Below are 21,242 nucleotides of genomic sequence, written 5' to 3'. Positions count from 1 at the left end.
CCGCCGTGTACGACATGCTGCTGATCGCCCTGTTCGCCTTCCTCGGCGCCGCCGTGGCCGGACTGCTGGGCGCCCTGGTGCTGCGGGCACTGCGGCACCGTTCGCTCGTCGTCTCGCTGATGGTCGTCTCGACAGTCGCCGTGACGGCCATGTTCTCCGGGACGCTCGCCGTCGCCTGGGCCATGTTCCTCTCCCGGCACGACCTGTTCGTCGTCACCACGGTCGTCGCCATGGCGGCCGTCGTCTCGCTGGCGACCGCGCTGTTGCTGGGCCGCTGGGTGGCGGCCCGCAGCAACGCCCTCACCCAGGCCGCGCGGTCCTTCGGGGACGGCGGCAGCTTTCCGGCACCCGGTGAGGCCGAGGCGGGCGATCCGGCCGAGTTCGCGGCGCTCACCCGCGAACTCGCCGCCACCAGCGAGAAACTGGCCGCCTCCCGGGACCGCGAGCGGGCACTGGAGAGCTCACGGCGCGAACTGGTCGCCTGGATCTCGCACGACCTGCGCACCCCGCTGGCCGGACTGCGTGCCATGTCCGAGGCGCTGGAGGACGGCATGGTGGAGGACACCGGGCGCTGTCTGCGGCAGATCCGTATCGAGGTGGAACGGCTCAACTCGATGGTCGGCGACCTGTTCGAGCTCTCCCGTATCCACGCGGGCACGCTGGCCCTGACCCCGCACCAGGTGCCCATGTCCCAGCTTGTCGAAGAGGCACTGGCGGGCGCCGACCCGCTCGCCCGGCAGAACGGCGTCCGTCTGGTGGGCGACGAGGTGGCTTCCGTGCCTGTCGAGGTGGACCCGCGCGAGATGACCAGGGTGCTCGGCAATCTGCTCGTCAACGCCATCCGGCGCACCCCGGCGGACGGCACCGTGGCCGTGCATGTGCGCAGCGCGGAGGAGGACGAGAAAGTCGTACTGTCCGTCACGGACGGCTGCGGCGGCATCCCCGAGGAGGACCTGCCGCGCGTCTTCGACACCGGCTGGCGCGGCACCCACGCCCGTACGCCGCCAGGCGCGGGCCTGGGGCTGGCCATCGTCCGCGGCATCGTCGAGGCCCACCAGGGCACAGCGGCGGTACGTAACGTGACCGGCGGCTGCTGCTTCGAGCTCACCCTGCCGAGGGCGCCGAGGGCACTGCCGGGCCGGAGAACGAGCGCGGAGGTGGGCTGAGAGGGGTGGCTCTACGTCCCCCCCCCCGCAACGCCGTTGCTACGTCCGCTGCAAGGCGGTTGCTACGCCCGTTGCAAGGCGGTTGCTACGGCCACAGCAAGGCGGTTGCTACGCCCGCTGCAACGCCGTTGCTACGCCCGTTGCAACGGTGCCCTCATCTCCGAGGCCGCGAACTCCTTCATGCCGTCCGCGAAGCCGATGTGTGCCCGCCACCCGAGCTCGCGCGCTGCCCGCTGGGAGGACGCGGTGATGTGCCGTACGTCGCCCAGCCGGTACTCACCCGTCACCACAGGGTCGGGGCCGCCGTGGAACTCGGCCAGTGCGGCGGCCATCTCTCCGATGGTGTGCGGGTCGCCGCTGCCGGTGTTGTAGGCCGCGAAGGAGCCGGGCCCGTGCCCCGCCGCTCCCGTGTGCACGGCTTCCAGTGCGGTGAGGTTGGCTGCTGCGACATCCCGTACGTGGACGAAGTCCCGCCGCTGCGCACCGTCCTCGTAGACGGTGGGGGCCGCACCGCGGGCGAGCGCCGAGCGGAAGAACGAGGCCACACCCGCGTAGGGGGTGTCGCAGGGCATCCCGGGACCGTAGACGTTGTGGTAGCGCAGCGATACGGCACGTCCGTCGACGGCCCGCGCCCACGCCGCGGCCAGGTGCTCCTGGGCGAGCTTGGTGGTCGCGTAGGTGTTGCGCGGGTCCGGCGGAGCGTCCTCGCCGACCAGCCCGGGGCGCAGCGCGGCACCGCAGTCGGGGCACGGCGGCTCGAACTGCCCGGCGCGCAGGGCCGGCACGGTACGCGGCCCCGGTCGCACGACCCCGTGCAGCCGGCACTCGTAGCGCCCTTCGCCGTAGACGACCATCGAACCGGCCAGCACCAGTGCACGCACCCCGGCGCGCTCCATTGCGGTCAGCAGCACTGCTGTGCCCAGGTCGTTGCAGCTGACGTACTCGGGTGCGTCGGAGAAGTCCTTGCCCAGGCCGACCATCGCCGCCTGGTGGCACACCGCGTCCACGCCGCGCAACGCGTCGGCGAGCGCTTCCTGGTCGCGTACGTCACCGTGCAGGTGCCGAACCCCCGGTGCGGTGGCCGGAGGTTCGGCGCCTCCCCCGTGCGCCGACGGCAGCAGGGCATCCAGGACGACCGCCTCGTGGCCCACGGCCGTCAGGGCCTCCACGATGTGGGAACCGATGAACCCGGCACCGCCGGTGACAAGAACGCGCATACCGTCACGCTAGGCGCGCCGGGGCGCCGCGTACCGCTACGCGGCGCCCGTGTCACCGCTCCGTAAGAACCACGGGTTCGACAGGCTCGGCCCCACCGGGCTCGCCCCCCGCCACCGGCTGCTGTGCCAGGGTGCGTTGCCCGCGCCGCCCGCGCAGTCCGAACGCTGCAACGGTTGCGGCCAGCAGCGCTGCGGCAAGGGGGACCAGGAGCCCGGCCTGGTAGCCGTCCAGCAGCGCTGCGGGGGTGTCCGCCCGGGTGGCCGCCATGTTGGCGGCTGCCGCACCGGAGAGGCCGAGTGCGGCTCCGAACTGGACGGAGGCGAACAGCAGGGCGCCTGCCACACCCTGCTCCTCCTCGGCGACGCCGTCGGTCGCCATGATGGTCAGCGGCCCGTAGGCCAGCGCGAAGGCGACCCCGACCAGGGTCAGGCTCGGCAGCATCGCCAGATAAGACCACTCAGCGCCGACGGGCAGGAACAGGGCGTAGGCCAGTGCGGCGGCCAGCACTCCGGCGAAGGCCACCCGCGCGCTCCCGAAGCGGTTGACCAGCCGCGGCACGATCGTGGGAGAGAGCACAGCGTCCACACCGGCCACCAGCATCGCCAGGCTCGTCTCCAGCGTCGACCAGTCCCGCAGCTCCTGGAGGTACAGGACGACGAGGAACTGGAAGCCGAAGAACGCACCGGCGAACAGCAGCGCCGCCGCGTTGGCGCGTACGAGGGGGCCGGAACGCAACATGCCCAGCCGTATCAACGGTGCAGCAGTGCGACGTTCGATGAGTACGAAGACGCCGAGGAGGACGGCACCGGCAGCCAGTACGGTCAGCGTCTGTGGCCAGCTGCTGTGTGTGGCCCGCTCGATGCCGAGGACCAGCAGGACGAGAGCTGCCGTGATCGTCACTCCGCCCGCCAGGTCGAAGCTGCGGCACGGTTCCGCGTCGGCGCCGGGTTCGGCCCGGAGCTCGGCTCGGGGTTCCCGCGGTACGAGCATGAGCGCGGCGGCCAGGATCAGCGCGGAGAGCGCGACAGGGGCGAAGAACACCCAGCGCCAGCCGAGTACGGTCAGCAGCCCGCCGAAGACCAGCCCGGTGGAGAAGCCCGCGGCACCGGTGCCGGAGTAGACGAGCAGCGCCTTGTTCCGCTGTCTGCCCTCCGTGAAGCTCGTGGTGATCAGCGACAGCCCGGCCGGGGTCATGAACGCTGCCGCGACGCCGGTGACGAAGCGGGCCACGATCAGCGTCCAGCCCTCGCCGGCCAGCCCCGCGAGTCCGGAGAAGGCGAGGAAGACAGCGAGCGACAGTACGAACATCCGCCGCCGCCCGTACAGGTCGGCCGCGCGGCCGCCCAGGAGCATGAAACCGCCGTAGCCGAGCACGTACGAGCTCATGACCCACTGCAACTCGCCCACCGGCATGCCGAGATCGGCCCGGATGGCGGGCAGGGCCACGTTGAGCATGCCGATGTCGATGCCCTCCAGGAAGACGGCACCACACAGCACCAGCAGGATGCCCCTTTCGCGAGGAGACATGGGGAGAGCAGCGGAATTCTGGGGTTTCAGGTGAGTTGCCACGCTCCCACCCTCCGTCGGGCGGGCGCGGGGAACAACGGTGAACAACGCAACGTTGCGTTCAGCCGGACTGAATGATGCGGGAGGTGTGGCGTCGGTATGGAACGCGACGAGGTGATGTGCCTGCTGATCCTGGCCGAGGAGCTGCACTTCGGCCGCACTGCGGAGCGCATGCACCTCTCCCGCGCCCGCGTCAGCCAGCTCGTGCAGCGGCTCGAACGGCGGGTCGGCGCCCCGCTGTTCCACCGTACGAGCCGCACCGTGACGCTCACCGAGCTGGGGCGGCAGCTCCGCGACGACCTCGCGCCGCACCAGCAGGCCATGGACGCGGCGCTGTCCCGCGCCGCGGCGACCGCCGCACGGCGGGCGGCCGGGGAGCTGAAAGGCGCGCTGCACGTGGGCTTCTCCGGCCCACTGGCCGGGGAGGTCGTGATGCGCGCGGCGAAAGCACTGGCCGAACGGTGGCCCGGGCTCACGGTCGAGCCCTGCGAGGTCCCGCTGGCCGACCCGTTCGGAAAGCTCCGGGCGGGCGCCTTCGACGTACAGCTCGCGGAACTCCCGGCCGGGGAGGCCGACCTGCTGGAGGGACCCGAACTGTTCAGCGAGCCTCGGGTGCTGGCCGTGCAGGCGGCGCATCCGCTGGCGCTGCGCGGGATGGCGTCCCCGGAGGACCTGGCCGATCTGCGGGAGACACCTCTGCTGACCCTGCGGGATGAGCTGCCGGTGCTCTGCCGCGAGCAGTTGGCCCCCGCGCGCACGCCGGCGGGACGCTCGATCCCGCCGGGGCTGCCGGTCACCAGCCTGCAGGAGGCCCTCGTCCTGGTGGCGGCGGGCAAAGGCGCCCTGCTGTCGGGCGCGCACGCCAAGACGTATTTCCCCCGCCCCGGCGTCAGCTACGTCCCTCTCCCGGAGGCCGCGTCACTGGCGTACGGACTGGTGCGCCGCCGAGGCCCCCTCACGCCGCAGCTCCAGGCGTTCACGGAGGCGATGACGGAGACGGCTCGGTCCGAAGGGCGGCTGTAGGGGCTCCCGGCCGTCCGCGGCGGGCGTCACCGCTCGTGGCGGGGTCACTGTTGTCGGGACGGGCGTCACCGCTCGCGGCGGGGTCACTGTTGTCGGGACGGGCGTCACGGCGCGTGGCGGGTCACCGCTCGGACGGGCGTCACTGTTCGGGGCAGGCGTCACTGGTCGCGGCGGAAGGCTCCCGCGCGGGCTGCTTCGTACGCGGACCGGGCCGCGCGCTCGGCGGCTGCCTGGTCGAGCGGCGTCCCGGTGGTCAGCAGCTGGTAGTACAGGGGCGCCGAGACGGCGCGGATGACCTGTTCGGGGTCGGTGTCCGCCGGTACCTCTCCCCGTTCTGCGGCCTGCTGCACACATGGTGCCCATTCCGCGACGCGGGCCGCGTAGAACCGGTGCAGTGCTTCGGCGGCGAGGGCGTCGCACGTCGCGGCGGCGATGACGGCCTTGAACAGCGCGCCTTGCCGGGGGTCCGTCAGGGTGCGCCGCACCAGCGTGGCGTTCGCCTCCAGGTTGGCCAGCAGAGAGGGCATCTCAGTGCGGCGCTCCGACTGCTCGGCCATGTCCTCGAGCAGGTCTGCCAGCAGCGCTGTGACCGTTCCCCAGCGCCGGTAGACGGTCGTCTTGCCGACCCCGGCGCGGCGGGCGACCTCGGCGAGGTCGAGGTGGGCGAACCCGTGTTCGGCGAGTGCGTCGCCGGCGGCTTGCAGCACTGCTTCGCGCACCCGCGCCGTGCGCCCCCCGGGTCGCACTGTGCCGGGTACGGCGCCGGCCTCCGGCGCGGTCGTCTTCCGCCGGCTTCCCGGCCCTGATCTCACAACGGGTCTCCAGTTCCCTTAACGGCTCGCACCTGCTACGGTACTGGCAGATTTAACGGAACTACAGTACCGTTAAGACTCGCCAGGGTGCTCAGAGGCACATGCAGAGGTGCCTGCAAAGAGGGAAGAGGGAACGAGCCATGGAATATCGACAGTTGGGTGCCTCCGGGCTACGGGTCCCGGCGCTGAGCCTGGGGACCGGCACCTTCGGCGGCCGGGGACCGCTGTTCGGCGAGTGGGGCGACACCGACGCCCGCGCCGCGCGCCGTCTGGTGGACATCGCCCTCGACGCCGGAATCACGATGTTCGACAGCGCCGACGTCTACTCGGCCGGAGCCTCCGAGGAAGTGCTGGGCCAGGCCGTCAAGGGCCGCCGTGACCAGGTGCTCATCTCCACCAAGGCGGGCCTGCCCATGGGCGACGGACCGGCCGAGTACGGCACTTCACGGGCCCGCCTCGTCAAGGCGACCGAGGATGCGCTGCGCCGCCTCGGCACCGACTACATCGATCTCTTCCAGCTCCACGCCCACGACGCGGCGACCCCGCAGGAAGAGGTCCTCGCCACCCTCGACCAGCTTGTGCGCGAGGGGAAGATCCGCTACACCGGCGTCTCCAACCACTCCGGCTGGCAGCTGATGAAGTCCCTGGCCACGGCGGACAAGCACGGCTACCCCCGGCATGTTGCCCACCAGGTGTACTACTCCCTGATCGGCCGCGACTACGAGTGGGAGCTGATGCCCCTGGGGCTCGACCAAGGGGTCGGCGCGGTCGTGTGGAGCCCACTGGGCTGGGGCCGGCTGACCGGCAGGATACGGCGCGGGCAGCCGCTGCCCGAGCACAGCCGCCTCCACCGCACCGCCGCCTTCGGCCCACCCGTCGACGACGAACTCCTGCACCGGGTGGTCGACGCGCTCGATGTCGTCGCCGAGGAGACGGGGCGCACGATCCCACAGGTCGCGCTGAACTGGCTGCTGCGCCGCCCGAGCGTCTCCTCCGTCATCGTCGGCGCCCGCGACGAGGAGCAACTGCGGCAGAACATCGGCGCGGTCGGCTGGAGTCTCACGCCCGAGCAGGTCGCCAGGCTGGACGAGGCCGGCGCCAAGGACGCGGCCTATCCCTACTTCCCGTACCAGCGGCAGGAGGGCTTCGCCCGGCTGACCCCGCCGCCCGTCACCCTCAACCAGCCTGCTCCGCCCGGCTCGCAGGCGGCCTGACCTCCTCGCCGCCCCGCAGGAAGTCCAGCACCAGCGGGGTGGTGACGTCGGCGAACTCCTCGAAGTAGGCGTGCCGGCCGCCCGGGATCAGCTCCAGCCGGGCGCCCGGCACCCGCTCGGCGAGCAGCGGCGCGTTGGCCGTCGGGTTGAAGCGGTCGTCCGTGCCGTGCACCACGAGGGTGGGCGCCGAGATCCGGGGGAGCGCTCCCCAGGCGTTGTGCTCGGAGCTGGCCCGCAGATGGCGACGGCGCGCGTGGCCCGGCATCGAGGGATCGCCCAGCGTGTGGAAGGGGCCGGGGTGCCGGGCGGTCCAGGAAGGGGTGTACATCAGGTCGAGCAGCGCTTGGCGGGCCGCCTCGGGGTCGGGCCCGGCGAGGGCGCGCCGTATCCCGGGCCCACGCTCGATGCCGTGCGGCGCGCCAGGCGATGTGCAGCCCAGCACGAGCCGGTCGACACGCTCGGGGTGGTCGGCGGCCAGCCACTGGGCGACGCGGCCGCCCATCGAGGTGCCGTAGACATGCGCCCGGCCGATCCCCGCGTGGTCGAGCACCGCCAGTGCGTCCCGGGCGAAGCCCGGTGTGCTGTAGGAGTCGGTGTCCGGCCGGTCGCTCGCGCCGGTGCCCCGGTAGTCCATGACGACGGTGGTGAAGTCGCCCTCGAACCCGGCCCGTACCGAGTCCCACCAGCGGTGACTGTTGGCCTGCCCGCTCAACAGCAGCAGCGGCGGACCACCCGCGCCGTGGACCTCGTAGTACAGGGCGGCACCGTCTGCCGCGACAGCAAAGGGCATGCCGTCACGCTCTCACGCGGCGGGACCCGTATCGCCGTCGGGCCCCGCACTGCCGGGAGGGCCCTCGCCGCGGTCCTGCCCCGCCTCGTCGGGAAGGCTCGCCGCGCGGGCGGTCAGGGCTTCCAGGAGCAGGTCCAGGGAGCTCTCGAAGGCGGAGTCGGCCATGGCAGGCAACTCCGCACGGACCGCGTGCAGATGGGGGTAGGTGTTGGCAGGCACCTGCGCGTACGCCTCCCGCCACGCCTGCGCGTCACCCTCCTGGGCAGCGGCCGGCAGCCGCAGTACGGCGGCGTCCAGGGCGGCGTGGCCCAGCACGGTGTCGATGAAGGCGTGGTAGTGCCGTACGGCTGCCGCCTCGTCGAATCCGGCGCGCAGCAGCAGCCCGATGCCGGTGTCGACGGCGTGGTACTCGTGCGGGCGACGGGTGACTCGGCTGGTGCTCAGTGCGGCGATCTTGGGATGGCGAAGGGCGGACCGGTAGACGCGCAGCCCCAGCTCCCGCAGCCGCTCCGGCCACGGACCCTGCGCGGAGAAGCCTTCCAGGGCCTCGCCGATGAGGCGGTCGGCCACCGCGAGGAAGAGTTCATCGGTGTTGCGGAAGTAGCGGTAGACGGCACTGGGGTCCGCGCCGAGCGCCGTGCCGAGCCGGCGGACGGTCAGGGCCTCGCCGCCGTGCTCGTCGATCAGTCCAAGGGCCCGGTCGACGATCATGTCCGCCGTCAGTACCACCCCTGACCTGGTCGGCCGCCGCCGCTTGCGTTCGGTCGCGACGCGTTCGCGCGGCACCACGTCGTCCCCTTTCGGTGCTTCGGTCCGGGCGTGAGCCCTCCTGTCGCGGGCCCGCCCCCGACCCCGTGGCCCCCAGTTAACCACCGGCCTCTCCGGCCCTCTCGGAGGAAGTTACGTCAACAGCATTGACGTAAGAAGTGGCCCAGCTGTTTCATCGTCCGCACACCGGCGGCCGGCGCCGCACGGCGAGGCGTCCGGCGAGCGGAGGAGGAGATCCATGCGAAGCGAAGGGCAGCCTGCCCTGCGGCGCACTCTCGGGGTGCGGGACGGCATGGCCATTGCCGCCTCCAGTACTGCGGCCACCACCAGCCTCGGCATCGGCATGGGGGCGCTGGCAGTCAGTGCCGGGAGGCAGATCCCGGGCCTGCTGCTGCTCGCCTTCCTTCCTGTCTTCGGCATCGCCGTGGCCTACTCGCGGCTGAACCGCACCGAGCCCAACTGTGGCAACGCCTACGTCTGGGTGGGCCGTTCGCTCAGTCCGTGGGCCGGGTTCCTGACGGGCTGGGTGCTGCTGGCGGGCACCGTGGTGTTCATGGCGTACACCGGGGCGGTCACCGGCTCGGTGGTGCTCCAGTTCCTCAACAAGACGGGGCTGCACAGCGCGTTCGGCGTCGCGCTCGATCCCACCTCCACCGGCGTCAGCACGGTTGTCGGGCTGGCGGCTCTGGTGGCGGTCACGCTGACGGCAGTCACCGGTGTACGAGCCGCCACCCGTCTCCAACTCTGGCTGCTCGTCTTCGAGTACGTGGTGCTGTTCGTCTTCTGCGGCTGGGCGCTCGTCGTCGGCGACCAGCGCTTCTCGCTCTCCTGGCTGAACCCCTTCGCGATCGGCTCCGTGGAGTCGCTGTCCCAGGGCCTGGTGCTGGCGGTCTTCATCTACTGGGGCTGGGACGCGGCGTTCTCCGTCACCGAGGAGTCCCGCGACCCGGGGGACGCGGCACGCGGCGGCCTCATCGCGCTGCTGGCGATGCTCGGACTGTTCCTCTTCGGCTCGATCGCCTTCGAACGGGTGATGAGCGACGCGGAACTGGTACGCAACGGCCCGCAGGCCCTCACCTTCCTCGGCAGCCATCTGGCGCCGGAGCCGTGGGCTTCGCTGCCGCTGGCGGCGCTCATGTGTTCGGCGTTCGCCTCGCTCCAGTCGAGCGTGATCCCCACAGCGCGCGGCGCCCTGGCCATGGGCCGGGACCGCACGCTCGGCGGAGTGTGGACACGGGTGAGCCCCCGCTTCGGCACCCCCGCGACCGGGACGGTGCTGATCATGGCTCTCGCCGCGGGGCTGGCCGTGCTGGCCTTCGGTATTCCCGAGCTCAACGACATGATCCTCACCGCCGTGAACTCGATCGGCCTGCTGGTTTCCCTCTACTACGGACTCACCGCGCTGGCCTGCGCGGTCCGCTTCCGGCACCGGCTGCGGGCGGGCCCGGTCGAGGCGTTGTGCTCGGTGATCGTCCCGGCGCTCAGCTCCGTCACGCTCTTCGGTCTCGGTGCCACCCTCGCGCACCACTACGCCACCATGAGCGACCACTTCGCGGCCCGCCCGGACAACGGCTGGTTCATGCTGCTGGTCCCGGGACTCTTCCTGACGACCGGACTGGGCGTGGCCGCCTGGGCGAAGTGGCGCCGCCGCTCGCCCTACTTCACCACCGGCCGCGGCACCGACGCGGACACCGTCCATCTGCCCGCGGGCGGGACCACACCCGAACCGGTATCCGAACCCGCACCCCGGAAGGGAGCCCCCTCATGACCACCCGCCGGCATCCGGCCGCTGCCGACCTCGTTCTGGCCGGCGGCCCCGTGCACACCGTCGACCCGGCCCGCAGCCGGGCGAGTGCCCTCGCGGTGCGCGAGGGGCGGATCGTCGCTGTCGGGCACGAGGAGGTGCGCGAGCTGATCGGGCCACGCACCGAAGTCGTGGACTTGGCGGGCAAATTGCTGATCCCGGGCTTCCAGGACGCGCATGTGCACGCGGTCGGCGGCGGGGTGGAGCTGGGGCAGTGCGATCTGACCGGTGAGGTCACGGTGGACGCGTACCGACGCCGCATCCGCGCGTACGCCGACAGCCACCTGGACGCGCCATGGATCACCGGCGGCGGCTGGTCCCTCGAGGCGTTCCCAGGCGGCACCCCGACCCGGGGACTGCTGGACGAGCTGGTGCCCGACCGGCCGGTCTATCTGGTCAACCGCGACCACCACGGCGGCTGGGCCAACACCCGCGCGCTGGAGCTGGCCGGCGTCACGGCCGCCACACCGGACCCGGCCGACGGACGTATCGAGCGCGACGAGGGCGGCGAGCCGACCGGCATGCTGCAGGAAGGCGCCATGACGCTGGTCTCCTCGGCCGTCCCGGACCCGGCGCCGCAGGAACTGACCGAGGGGCTGCTGCGTGCCCAGCAGCTGCTGCACTCCTACGGTGTGACCGCCTGGCAGGACGCGCTGCTGGGTGACCACGCCGGTATGCACGACCCCTCGCCCGCCTACGCGGACGCCGCCCGCCGGGGGCTGCTGACCGCGCGGGTCACCGGCGCCCTGTGGTGGGACCGGGCCCGTGGCCTGGAGCAGCTGCCCGAACTGAGGGAGCGCGCAGCGGAGTTGACGCAGGGGCGGATGCGGGTCCGCACCGTCAAGATCATGCAGGACGGGATCGCGGAGAACCACACTGCCGCGCTGCTCGGCCCCTATCTGACCGCGTGCGGCTGCACTTCGGACAACAGCGGCATCTCCTTCGTGCCGCCGGAGCTGCTGCGCGGCTATGTGACCCGCCTCGACGCCGAGGGCTTCCAAGTGCACTTCCACGCGCTGGGCGACCGGGCGGTACGGGAGGCGCTGGACGCCGTGGAGGCCGCCCGGCGGACCAACGGCTGGAGCGGCAACCGGCCGCACCTGGCCCACCTCCAAGTCGTCCACCCCGACGACGTGCCCCGGTTCCGCCGGCTCGGCGCCACCGCAAACATCCAGGCACTCTGGGCGGCGCACGAACCGCAGATGGACGAGCTGACCATCCCGTTCCTCGGTCCCGAACGCACCGCGCGGCAGTACCCGTTCGGGGATCTGCTGCGCAGCGGGGCAGTCCTCGCCGCGGGCAGCGACTGGCCCGTATCGAGCCCGGACCCGCTCGAAGCGCTGCACGTCGCCGTCAACCGGCGGCTTCCCGGCGCGCCCCCGGCCGCTCCCGTCTTCCTGCCCGAGCAGCGCATCGACCTGGGCGCCGCGCTGGCCGCGTACACGGCGGGCAGCGCGTATGTGCACCACCTCGACCACACCGGCTCCCTCCGGGTGGGCGGCCTCGCCGACCTCGCGGTGCTGGACCGCGACATCTTCGACCGTCCCCCGGAGGAGATCGCCGAGGCGCGGGTGCTGGAGACTTATGTGGGCGGGGAGCGGGTGTATGCCGCCGACGACGCCTGAGCGGGTGAGAGCGCTCTCCGGCGCCGCTCTCCTGGTTCTGGGGGGCCCTGCCCGACGGCCGCGGGCTGCGGGTACGCAAGGGCCCCCGGACAAGCCCTAGTCCGCCCTCCGCGCCGCCAGGAACTCGCCGTAGGTGACCTTTCCCGTGGCGTGGTCCGGGGCCAGGTTGCCGCCCTGGCGGAAGGCGCGGGCCGTACGGCCGGGAAAGCGCACGTCGACGATGCGGCGGGCCAGTCCGGTCGACCGGAGGGTCTGCTCGGCGAGTTCGCGCGCGCTGTGCACCTGCGGCCCTCCCATGTCCGGCACCCGGCCCGCGGGCTCGCCGCGCACCAGCTCGGCAAGGCGGTGGGCAACCTCGGTGACCTCCACCGGCTGGACGCGGAAACCGGCCGGCAGGACGACAAAGGGCAGCCGCCGCTGCCCGGTCGTCACGGCGGCGACCAGGTTGTGGAACTGCGTGGCCCGCAGAATCGTGTACGGCAGCCCCGACGTCTCCAGCAGCCGTTCGGCCTCGAACTTGCCCTTGTAGTACGGGAGGGGGATCCGGTCGACGCCGACGATGGAGATGTAGACGAGGTGCGGAACGCCTGCCTCCCGCGCCGCCTCGACCACCCGGGAGAGCACCTTCGTCTCCCGCCACTGGTCGGTGGCACAGTGCACGATCGCCCGCACACCGGACACGGCGGCGGCCAGTCCGACGCCCTTGGTGAGATCGCAGACCGCCCACTCGCAGGGCCTGCCGTCGCCCGTCCGGCGGGGCCGCCTGCTCATGACGCGAACAGCGACGCCGTCAGCCAGAAGTCTGTCCACCAGGGGACGGCCGAGGGTCCCGGTGCCGCCGGTCACCAGTACGGGCCCGTCATGGTCGGCAGCGGCGTTCGCGGCGGGGTCGGTGGCGTTGTTCGAAGGGGCCATGGAACTCGTTCCTCCAGGGGTCTGTCTGCACTCTCAGGAGTCTGTCTGCGCTCTCCCTTGAGGACTGGACAGCGGCCCCGGATGTGACAACTCGCCTACCCGACCGGCCGACAACCGGGCCGCCGACGCCTTCATCGAGCGTGCCCGTGAAGCCGAGCGTTCGCAGCGGCCCTCCGTCCGGCCGACAGGCTCACGGCTCCTGTGAGGAGAGCCAAGGCCGGATCTGCCGACGGGCGTGGTGCAGGCGCGACTTGACGGTGCCCAGCGGGATGCCGAGCCTGTCGACGATCTCGGCGTAGTCCATCTGGCACAGGTCCCGGTAGACCAGCGGCGCCACCAGATGCGGGCTTTCCTGCTCCAGCCGCTCCAGCGCTTCGAGGAGGTCCACCCGAGAGCCCGCGATCACGCTCGTCGTACGCGGGTCGGGGCGGGTTTCCGGTGCTCCCGGCTGGTCCGGGAGCACCGGCTGCTCGGCGGACCGGCGCTTGAGCTCGCGGTACTTCTGACGTGAACAGTTGGCAACGATCGTGTGCAGCCAGGTGCTGAAGCGGCTACGGCCCTGGAAGCGCTCGATGTGCCGGGACACCTGCAGCAGTACGTCCTGCGCGGCCTCCTCGGCATCCTCGCGAAAGAGGAGGAACCGACCACAGTGTCGTACTACGTCGGGGCGGATGGCGCGCAGCAGTGCGTCGAGCGCCGCGCTGTCGCCGCTCGCCGCTCGGGTGGCGAGGGCTTCGGTGTCGGTGGCCGATGGCGAATCGCCGGAGCCCGCCGACTCAGGCCGTCCGGATGGCTGGTTCACGGTGTGGGGGGAGGACGGTGGGCACATCCAGGCATCATAAGGGGCATGCCTTCACCTGATCAGATCGGCCGCTACCGGGTCGACCGTCGTCTCGGCTCCGGTGCCTTCGCAGTCGTGTGGCTCGCACATGACGACCGATTGGAGGCGCCTGTCGCAGTCAAGGTGATGGCCGACAACTGGGCCCACCGGATGGATATCCGGGAGCGCTTCCTGGCCGAGGCGCGGCTGCTGCGCAGGGCGTCGTCGGGCGGTGTCGTCCAGGTCTTCGACGTGGGTGAACTGGACGACGAACGGCCGTACTTCGTCATGGAATACGCGGACCGGGGCACGGTCGCCGACCGGATGACGGCGGGGCCGCTGCCGGTGACCGAGGCGCTGCGGCTCACCTCGGAGGCGGCGCACGGAGTGGAGGCGCTGCACGAATCGGGCGTGGTGCACCGCGACATCAAACCGTCCAACGTGCTGCTGACGAGCGGCGGAGCGCAGGGCCGCGAGCGGGTGCTGGTCGCCGACCTCGGCCTGGCCAAGAACCTCGCGCACGCGTCGGGGCTGACCGTGGTTGCCGGATCGGTCGGCTACATGGCGCCTGAGCAGGCCGAACCCTTCGAGGGCATCGACGCGCGCGCGGACATCTACAGCCTGGGCGCCGTCTTCTACCACCTGGTGACCGGCGCTGTGCCGGGGAATCCGGGGCGGGTGATGCCGCTGGACGAGTTGCGTCCCGGGCTGCCGTGGGCGGTGACGGAGGCCGTTGCGCGCGCGATGGAGCCCGACCGCGAGCGCCGCTGGCCGACGGCGGCCGAGTTCGCGGACGAACTTGACCGGATCGCGACGGAACTCGACCGGAACTCGGCCCCTGCGGGCGGGACGAACGCGCCGGACGGGCCGACGGAGGGGCCGCAGCAAAAGGCGGCCGGGTCGGCCGGGTCGGCCGGGCCGGACGCGTCCGACCGGTCGAGCGGGTTGGCGGGGGAGCAGGGCCGGAGCACCGACGGACGTGAAAGCCTCGCACCATCGGCGGCCCAACTGTCCTTCCTGGCCGTACGACCCGTGTCCCAGGTGCCCGGTCAGCCGCCGACAGCCGCGACGGAGCCGCCCTCGTCGGCGACCCAGAAGCCCGCATCCGAGAACTCCGCGGTGGAGAGCTCCGCGACGGAACCGCCCTCGTCCGAGACTTCCGCGGCCGGAACCTCCGCGTCCGAGAACTCTCGCCTCGGGGCCTCCGCGCCGCAGACGTCTGCGCCCAAGTCGGCCGCCGCCGAGCTGCCCGGGGTGTCCCGGGGGACCGCTCGGCCGGTGCGTACTCGCCGTCGGCGGCGTGCCGTCGCCATCGGGTCCGCCGTGGTGGTGCTGGCCGGGGCGGGAGTTGTCAGTGAGGTACTGGGGCCGGACCGTACGCGGCAGCCCTCCGCGGTACGGGTGGACGACGCGAGCGGGCGGGTCAGTGTGCATGTGCCCGGAGCGTGGGCGCAGGAGACCACCGACTCCGGCTGGAGCCCCTCCGCGCTGGGGCTCTCCGCGGACAAGGCCCCCGGGCTGCTCGTGGCGGAGGACGTGGGCCGTTGGCAGGACCTCACCTCGGGGACGAGCGGCGTCTTCGTGGGGCTCGGTGCCCCGGCCGACAAGGACGACAGGGCCGCCGAAGCCGCCGAGCCCACACCCCGGACCACGCTGCGCCCCCAGGGAAACGCCGACACCCAGCCGCGGTTGCCCGACAAGGTGGCTGAACTCACCCACAAAGGCTGCCAGTACACAGGGAGCCGCAAGTTCCAGAACGGAAGCTGGCAGGGACGGATCCGTACCTGGTCGGCCTGCTCCACCCCCGGACACTCGCTGGAAGAGATCGGCCTGTCCCCCAAGCAGAAGGGCAAGCCCCCGGTGTACGTGCAGATCCGCTGCGACAAGGACTGCTCGGCCCGGACGGACCGAGTGCTGACCAGCTTGCGCGTCAAACCGTTGTAGGCGTACCCCGCGGTCCTTGCGCCGCCCCTCCAATGTTCCTGGCCCCGGCGTACGACCCCGGCGTACGGAAACCGGCGCTCGGGATCCGACGTCCGCCATCTGCAGTCGGGTTCCAGCCGTTCGGGCCGTCTCCCACACGTCCTGTCCCGTCTCTTACGTCACCTGAAAACCGCCCGCCACGGTGCAGAGTTGCCCGCCCGAGGTGCTGTGGAAAAACTCCCCGGGGGCCGGGAACTTTCCCGGGAAGTCGCCCATCGAAGGCTGTGTACGGCGCAGATGCCCGAGGGCAGGCTGGGAAACGAGGACGAGCCAGCGCGCGAGCCGCCGGGAGGCCGGACGACCGCAGACAGGACGACCAGGGACGGCAGCCATGACGAAGCGACAGGACCCGACGACCACCCCCCACCTCTCACAGGCCCTGTACGACACCGAGGCCCCGGCGCCCGGCCGCCCGGCCGCCCCGTACCGCCCCCGTCGCCGGGTGGCCCGCATCGCGGCCGCCACGACAGCGGTGCTGGCGGCGGGCGCACTGCTGATCGGCTGCGACAAGGACCCGGAGGCGTCCCCGGACAAGGTCGACGGCGAGGCCGCGCCCGCCGCCGGCAACTCCGACGGTGGCTCCAAGAGCGGCGACAGGAACGGCAGCAGCGGTGAGAACGGAACCGGCGGGAGCGGCTCGCAGAGCGGTGGCACGGGCGGCTCGGACTCTTCCGGTTCGGACAGTGAGGACTCCTCCGGGGGCTCCTCGTCCAGCGGCAGCGGCTCGGACACCGGCAGCAGCGGGTCGGGACCGGGCTCCGGTTCCGGCTCCCGGTGCCACACGGCCGACCTGAAGGCATCGTTCGGCCCGAACCACCCGGGCGCCGGGCAGGAGAACTTCGCCCTGGTCCTGACCAACCGGTCCGACAGCACATGCACCGTACGCGGCTATCCCGGGCTCGCCTTCGTCAACAGCAGCGGCGAGCAGGTGTCCTTCGACCCCCACCGGACGGATGGTCAGGTCCGGACCGTCACGCTCGCGCCCGGCAAGAGCGCCTGGGCGCCGCTCTCGTACACCAACCCGGAGCTGACGAACGTCACCACGGTCACGCCGAGCGCCGTGCGGATCACCCCGCCCGACGAGCGGGCCTCCCTCCGGACGTCCTGGTCCGGCGGACCGGTCACCAACACCGGCAAGGCATCCGTTCCCAAGATCGGCCCACTGGCCCCCGGCACCGGCGGCTGAGCCCCCGACCCGATTCCCCCCGCCTGCCGTCCCTTTCCCTCCCCTCCCCACCGTTGGCCCCGATCGGCGCAGGCCCGCAGGCGGTGCGGTCCCGTACGTGGTAGGGACCGCCTGCTGCTCGTATCCGCTCCGTACGCCCGCCGCCGCCCTCCATCCGCGCCCGTGGCCGTGCCTGCCCCGTACCCCGCACCCCGTACCTCTCCGAACGCTCCCGAGTGGCCCGGAGTCCGCTCTCAGGCCAGATTGGGACCGTGCGGGAGAGGGAGGCCGGGACCAAGAAGGCGAACAGGTACGAGGACAACGTGGGACGGCTGTGGCGCCTGGCGCGGCAGACTCCCGTTGTGCTGTTCGTCCTGGGCGTCGTCCTGGAGATGGCGACGCCCCGGGACGTGACCGTCTCGGCGCCGTTCGCCGCGGCCCCGCTGGCCGCCGCGGCCTTCCTGTCCCTCCGGGGCACGATGGTCACGGCAGTCGTCTCCTCCGGCGCGACCATCCTGTTCGCCATCTTTCACGACACCGGCAGCGCCATCGAGGCCGAAGCCAGAGCCATCACCAGCCTGACCGTCTCCGCCCTCGCCGTGGGCGTCAACTATGTGCTGCTCCGCAGCGGCAGCCGGCTGGCCTCGGCGCGCGGTATCGCCGAGGCTGTGCAGCTCGCCGTGCTGCCCGCCCCACCTTCCCGGGTCGGCGGCCTGGCGGTGGCCGCCCGCTACCGTGCCGCGCAGGCCGAAGCCCGGATCGGCGGTGACTTCTACGCCGCGGAGGAGACCCCGCACGGCGTACGGCTGCTGCTCGGTGACGTACGCGGCAAGGGGCTCGACGCGGTGTCGGCCGTCGTACTCCTCGTCGGAACGTTCCGTGAGGCGGCCGAGCAGGAGGAATCGCTCTCCGGCGTGGCCGCCCGCCTCGACCGGGCCCTCGACCGGGAGGGACGGCGGCAGCTCGGCATGGCACAGTTGGAGGGCTTCAGCACGGCGGTGCTGGTGGAGGTCCCGAACCCCCCTGCTCATGCCTCCGCCCCCGAGAACCCCCCTGCCCACGCCTCCGCCCCCGGCAAGAGCCCGCCGCAGCGCGCCGGGGACGGCAGCGCCGACAGCGACAGCCCCACAGTTGTGCGCATCGTCAACCGGGGCCACCCCGCGCCGGTCCTCCTCCACCGCGGCAGGGCGTCCCTTCTGGAGCCCCAACTGCCGGCGCTTCCGTTCGGCATGTCCGACCTGGGCGGATGGCCGGACCACGAGGAGGAGGTTCCCTTCCCTCCGGGTGCTCAGTTGCTCCTCTACACCGACGGTCTGTCAGAGGCGCGCAACTCCGACGGTGTCTTCTACGACCCGGCCGAACGACTCGCCCGCACCTATTTCGCCCACCCCGAGGAGCTTCTGGAGACGGTCCTGATCGACGTCGCGGCCCACACCGGCGGCAGGTCCGTGGACGACATGGCGCTGCTCGCCGTCGCCCACGAGTCGCACAGCCGCTCCTGAGCTCAGCCGGCTCAGCCACCAATTACGGGGAACAACTTGGAATCACGGCCCCTGTTCTATTACCGTCCGATAACGCAGCACGGTCGTCACTGTCGTCACGAAGACGGCACCGTGCGCCATCGCCGAATCCCGCATACGGGGCACCAGCAGCGCCCAACCGACTGGACCGCACCGTGGGAACCGGGGAACCACCTCTTCTCGTCAGCCAGACGAGGAGGATGGGGTGAATCGGACGCCCTTGCGAGAGGACGCCCGTAGGAGACCTTCCTGCTCCGAACCCGTCAGCTAACCCGGTAGGCGAGAGGAAGGAAAGGAGAGCGCCCCCGTGGCGTCCAGAACCCAGGGCTTTGCCGGTCATGCGCCCCAGACCGTCGCCTACGACCCGCACGCCGACCAGGCCGGCTCCTCCGTTCCCTACGGTGTCCCCAGCGAGCCGCCCGGTGCCGAACCGTGGGACGAGTGGAACCCCACCGAGGAGTCCACCCGCCCACTCCGCGGCAAGCACCGGGTCGCCAAACAGCGTTCCGGCGGCGTGGCGCGCGGCGGTGCCGTACTCGGCGTCGGCATGATCGCGGCGGTCGGCGCCGGCGGCATGGCGACCGCCCAGGACAAGGACCCCGGCGCGATATCCGTACCGGACCTGGACACCGCGGCCGACACCGTACGGGGCATCCCCGACCAGCTGCCCGACGCCGAGGACCTGCCCGGCATCGGCTCCCTCCTCTCCGACGACTCGGACGACTCCGACGGATCCGCCGACTCGGACGGCGCAGCCGGTGCGGACGTCTCCGGTACGGGCAAGGGGGACGCGGCGGCCGGCACCAACGCCGGCGAGGCACTGCGCGCCCGCATCCTCGCGCAGGCCGAACAGCATCGCTCGGCGGAGGACGCGGAAGCCCGCGAGAAGGCTGCCCGGCAGGCGGCGAACGCGGCAGCGGAAGAAGCCGCGAAGCGGGCCGCAGCAGCCGAGAAGCAGGCCAAGGCCGAACGCGCGCGCGAGGCCGCCGAGGAGAAGCGCAAGGCGGAGGCCGAGAGGAAGCGCAAGGCCGAGGCCGAACGCCGCGCCAAGCTCGCCCGCAGTTACACGGCGCCGCTGGCCTCCTTCCAGCTCACCGCCGGGTTCGGCCAGGCCGGCGGTATGTGGCAGAACGACCACACCGGCCAGGACTTCGCCGCCCCCAACGGCACACCCGTCAAGGCCATCCACAGCGGCACCGTCAAGGAAGCGGGCTGGGCCGGTTCGTACGGCTACCGCATCGTGCTGCAGCTGGAGGACGGAACCGAACTCTCGTTCTGCCACCTCTCGTCCATGACCAAGTCGGCGGGCGACAAGGTCGGCACGGGCGACGTCATCGGCCGGGTCGGCTCCACCGGCAACTCCTCGGGACCGCACCTGCACGTCGAGGTCCGCCCCGACGGCGGCGACCCGGTGGACCCGCTGCCATGGCTCCGCGCCAAGGGCGTCGACGTCTGAGGCCCGGTCCAGGGCCGAGGGACCGGCAGCGCCGACGCGGCTGAGGTGCGATGGGCCCGACGGGCTGACGGGCGGTGGGTCCGACGGCAGCCCGTGGGCTTGGCCCCGAGGGCCGAGAGGGGCTGACGGGGGCTGACCGGGGGGCGGCCCGGTGAGCGAGGTCACGCGCCACCGCCCGCCCCCGAGTTACGGTCGCGGCATGCAGATGAATGCCGACAAGAAGATCGGTCAGCTGTCCGTCTCGCCGCTCGTGCTCGGCGGCAACGTCTTCGGCTGGACGGCCGACACACCCACGTCCTTCGCCGTCCTCGACGCCTACACCGACGGCGGTGGCAACGCCATCGACACGGCCGACGCGTACTCGGCCTGGGTCGAGGGCAACAAGGGCGGCGAGTCCGAGACCGTCATCGGCGAATGGCTCGCCGCACGTGGCTCGTCCGTACGTGACAGCGTCGTCATCGCCACCAAGGTCGCCCGCCACCCCGACCACATGGGCCTCGCCCCGGCCACCATCAAGGCCGCCTGCGAGGACTCGCTGCGCCGCCTGCGGACGGACCGCATCGACCTGTACTACACGCACTTCGACGACGAGTCGGTCGAGGTCTCCGACATCATCGGCGCCCTCGACGACCTCGTCAGGGAGGGCAAGGTCCGCGAGATCGCCGCGTCGAACATCTCGCCGTCCCGCCTCGCCGAGTCGCTCGCGTTCAGCGACCGGGAGGGCCTCGCCCGGTACGTGGCGCTCCAGCCGCACTACAACCTCGTCTCGCGCGACACGTACGAGGGAGAGCCGGCCGAACTCGCCCGGCGTGAATCCCTCGCCGTGCTGCCGTACTACGCGCTGGCTTCCGGCTTCCTGACCGGCAAGTACCGGCCGGGCGAGACCGCGCCCGAGGGGGCACGCACCGACAAGGCGGCCCAGCACCTCGCCACCGAGCGCGGCCAGCGTGTCCTCGCCGCACTGACCACCGTGGCCAACGCCCACCAGGTCTCCGAGGCCACCGTCGCCCTCGCCTGGCTCGCCGCCCAGCCGACCATCACCGCTCCCATCGCCAGCGCCCGCACGGTGGAACAGCTCCCCGCCCTGCTGGCCCTCGCCCACCTACGCCTCACCAACGACGAACTCCGCCTCCTGACGGACGCCTCGGCGTAGCCCTCGCCGGGCGGCTCGGGGTAGCCCTCGTCGGGCCGCTCGGCGGGGTCGTGGCCGGCCACGCCGTTCGGAGCAGTCCTGGCCGGCGTACGGCTCGGGATAGCCCTGGCCGGGCGGCTCGGAGTAGTCGTGGCCCTGCGGCTCGGGGTTGCCCTCGTCGGGGGAGAGTAGCCCCCTGGCCGTGCGGCTCGGCGTCAGCGCGTCATCGCGGTTGCTGCCCGTACACGTGCGTGACGCCGAGCCG

Annotated in this window: 17 protein-coding genes and 1 riboswitch; of the genes, 10 read left to right on the top strand and 7 right to left on the bottom strand. The window is 72.1% G+C overall.

The annotated features are described in order from the left end of the window. Nucleotides 1–5 precede the first annotated feature (5 nt). Nucleotides 6–1,166: a sensor histidine kinase gene (locus tag ACTWQF_RS31610; protein ID WP_443283167.1), complete on the top strand. Its 1,161-nt coding sequence runs from the start codon at nucleotides 6–8 to the stop codon at nucleotides 1,164–1,166. Nucleotides 1,167–1,297: 131 nt separating this feature from the next. Here the strand turns inward: ACTWQF_RS31610 and ACTWQF_RS31605 are convergent, their stop codons facing one another. Together ACTWQF_RS31605 and ACTWQF_RS31600 are read right to left on the bottom strand one after the other, a co-directional pair. Next, the gene (locus ACTWQF_RS31605) at nucleotides 1,298–2,383 is read right to left on the bottom strand and encodes an NAD-dependent epimerase/dehydratase family protein (RefSeq protein ID WP_443283166.1); all 1,086 of its coding nucleotides are present in this window, start codon (nucleotides 2,381–2,383) and stop codon (nucleotides 1,298–1,300) included. 52 nt (nucleotides 2,384–2,435) lie between these two features. Beyond that, the gene (locus ACTWQF_RS31600) at nucleotides 2,436–3,911 is read right to left on the bottom strand and encodes an MFS transporter (protein ID WP_443283165.1); all 1,476 of its coding nucleotides are present in this window, start codon (nucleotides 3,909–3,911) and stop codon (nucleotides 2,436–2,438) included. Nucleotides 3,912–4,049: 138 nt separating this feature from the next. Here ACTWQF_RS31600 and ACTWQF_RS31595 point away from each other — a divergent pair, with 138 nt between their 5' ends. Beyond that, nucleotides 4,050–4,973, top strand: a complete 924-nt coding sequence (locus tag ACTWQF_RS31595) for a LysR family transcriptional regulator (RefSeq protein ID WP_443283164.1) — start codon at nucleotides 4,050–4,052, stop codon at nucleotides 4,971–4,973. Nucleotides 4,974–5,131: 158 nt separating this feature from the next. Here the strand turns inward: ACTWQF_RS31595 and ACTWQF_RS31590 are convergent, their stop codons facing one another. Next, nucleotides 5,132–5,692, bottom strand: coding sequence for a TetR/AcrR family transcriptional regulator (locus ACTWQF_RS31590; RefSeq protein ID WP_443283163.1), 561 nt, complete (start codon nucleotides 5,690–5,692; stop codon nucleotides 5,132–5,134). A 233-nt stretch (nucleotides 5,693–5,925) separates the two neighbouring features. On the opposite strand from ACTWQF_RS31590, the gene ACTWQF_RS31585 reads away from it, so the two are divergent. Beyond that, entirely contained in the window at nucleotides 5,926–6,999 is a 1,074-nt protein-coding gene (locus tag ACTWQF_RS31585) for an aldo/keto reductase (RefSeq protein ID WP_443283162.1), read from the top strand. On the opposite strand, the gene ACTWQF_RS31580 is transcribed toward ACTWQF_RS31585, so the two are convergent. Continuing rightward, nucleotides 6,962–7,789, bottom strand: a complete 828-nt coding sequence (locus ACTWQF_RS31580; RefSeq protein ID WP_443283161.1) for an alpha/beta fold hydrolase — start codon at nucleotides 7,787–7,789, stop codon at nucleotides 6,962–6,964. The two genes, ACTWQF_RS31585 and ACTWQF_RS31580, sit on opposite strands and share 38 nt — an antisense overlap. A gap of 12 nt (nucleotides 7,790–7,801) precedes the next feature. After that, the gene (locus ACTWQF_RS31575) at nucleotides 7,802–8,578 is read right to left on the bottom strand and encodes a TetR/AcrR family transcriptional regulator (protein WP_443283160.1); all 777 of its coding nucleotides are present in this window, start codon (nucleotides 8,576–8,578) and stop codon (nucleotides 7,802–7,804) included. 217 nt (nucleotides 8,579–8,795) lie between these two features. On the opposite strand from ACTWQF_RS31575, the gene ACTWQF_RS31570 reads away from it, so the two are divergent. Then, entirely contained in the window at nucleotides 8,796–10,325 is a 1,530-nt protein-coding gene (locus ACTWQF_RS31570) for an APC family permease (RefSeq protein ID WP_443283159.1), read from the top strand. After that, a complete protein-coding gene (locus tag ACTWQF_RS31565) occupies nucleotides 10,322–11,986 on the top strand; it encodes an amidohydrolase (protein ID WP_443283158.1) in 1,665 nt (554 codons plus the stop codon). The genes ACTWQF_RS31570 and ACTWQF_RS31565 overlap by 4 nt, the downstream gene beginning before the upstream one ends. 96 nt (nucleotides 11,987–12,082) lie before the next feature. Here the strand turns inward: ACTWQF_RS31565 and ACTWQF_RS31560 are convergent, their stop codons facing one another. Both ACTWQF_RS31560 and ACTWQF_RS31555 read right to left on the bottom strand, forming a co-directional pair. Further along, nucleotides 12,083–12,901, bottom strand: coding sequence for an SDR family oxidoreductase (locus ACTWQF_RS31560; RefSeq protein ID WP_443283157.1), 819 nt, complete (start codon nucleotides 12,899–12,901; stop codon nucleotides 12,083–12,085). Between the two features lie 190 nt (nucleotides 12,902–13,091). Further along, nucleotides 13,092–13,730 (bottom strand): RNA polymerase sigma factor, encoded by a 639-nt coding sequence (locus tag ACTWQF_RS31555; RefSeq protein WP_443283156.1) that lies wholly within the window; start codon nucleotides 13,728–13,730, stop codon nucleotides 13,092–13,094. Between the two features lie 18 nt (nucleotides 13,731–13,748). Between ACTWQF_RS31555 and ACTWQF_RS31550 the strand changes: the two genes are divergently transcribed. The 5 genes from ACTWQF_RS31550 to ACTWQF_RS31530 all read left to right on the top strand — a co-directional run bounded on the left by ACTWQF_RS31550 (nucleotide 13,749) and on the right by ACTWQF_RS31530 (nucleotide 20,998). Next, the gene (locus ACTWQF_RS31550) at nucleotides 13,749–15,665 is read left to right on the top strand and encodes a protein kinase domain-containing protein (RefSeq protein ID WP_443283155.1); all 1,917 of its coding nucleotides are present in this window, start codon (nucleotides 13,749–13,751) and stop codon (nucleotides 15,663–15,665) included. A 370-nt stretch (nucleotides 15,666–16,035) separates the two neighbouring features. Next, nucleotides 16,036–16,890, top strand: a complete 855-nt coding sequence (locus ACTWQF_RS31545; RefSeq protein WP_443283154.1) for a DUF4232 domain-containing protein — start codon at nucleotides 16,036–16,038, stop codon at nucleotides 16,888–16,890. Between the two features lie 251 nt (nucleotides 16,891–17,141). After that, nucleotides 17,142–18,371, top strand: coding sequence for a PP2C family protein-serine/threonine phosphatase (locus ACTWQF_RS31540; protein ID WP_443283153.1), 1,230 nt, complete (start codon nucleotides 17,142–17,144; stop codon nucleotides 18,369–18,371). Between the two features lie 140 nt (nucleotides 18,372–18,511). Then, nucleotides 18,512–18,686, top strand: a riboswitch (cyclic di-AMP (ydaO/yuaA leader). Nucleotides 18,687–18,696: 10 nt separating this feature from the next. Further along, nucleotides 18,697–19,845 carry a M23 family metallopeptidase gene (locus ACTWQF_RS31535; protein ID WP_443283152.1) on the top strand — a complete coding sequence of 383 codons (1,149 nt, stop codon included), beginning with the start codon at nucleotides 18,697–18,699 and terminating at the stop codon, nucleotides 19,843–19,845. Between the two features lie 199 nt (nucleotides 19,846–20,044). Continuing rightward, the gene (locus tag ACTWQF_RS31530; protein WP_443283151.1) at nucleotides 20,045–20,998 is read left to right on the top strand and encodes an aldo/keto reductase; all 954 of its coding nucleotides are present in this window, start codon (nucleotides 20,045–20,047) and stop codon (nucleotides 20,996–20,998) included. The last annotated feature ends 244 nt before the right edge of the window (nucleotides 20,999–21,242 follow it).

Source organism: Streptomyces sp. 8N114 (assembly GCF_052245835.1).
Lineage (GTDB): Bacteria > Actinomycetota > Actinomycetes > Streptomycetales > Streptomycetaceae > Streptomyces.
The sequence above is the reverse complement of the archived record's forward strand: the minus strand, read 5'-3'. Positions and strand labels throughout refer to the sequence as shown.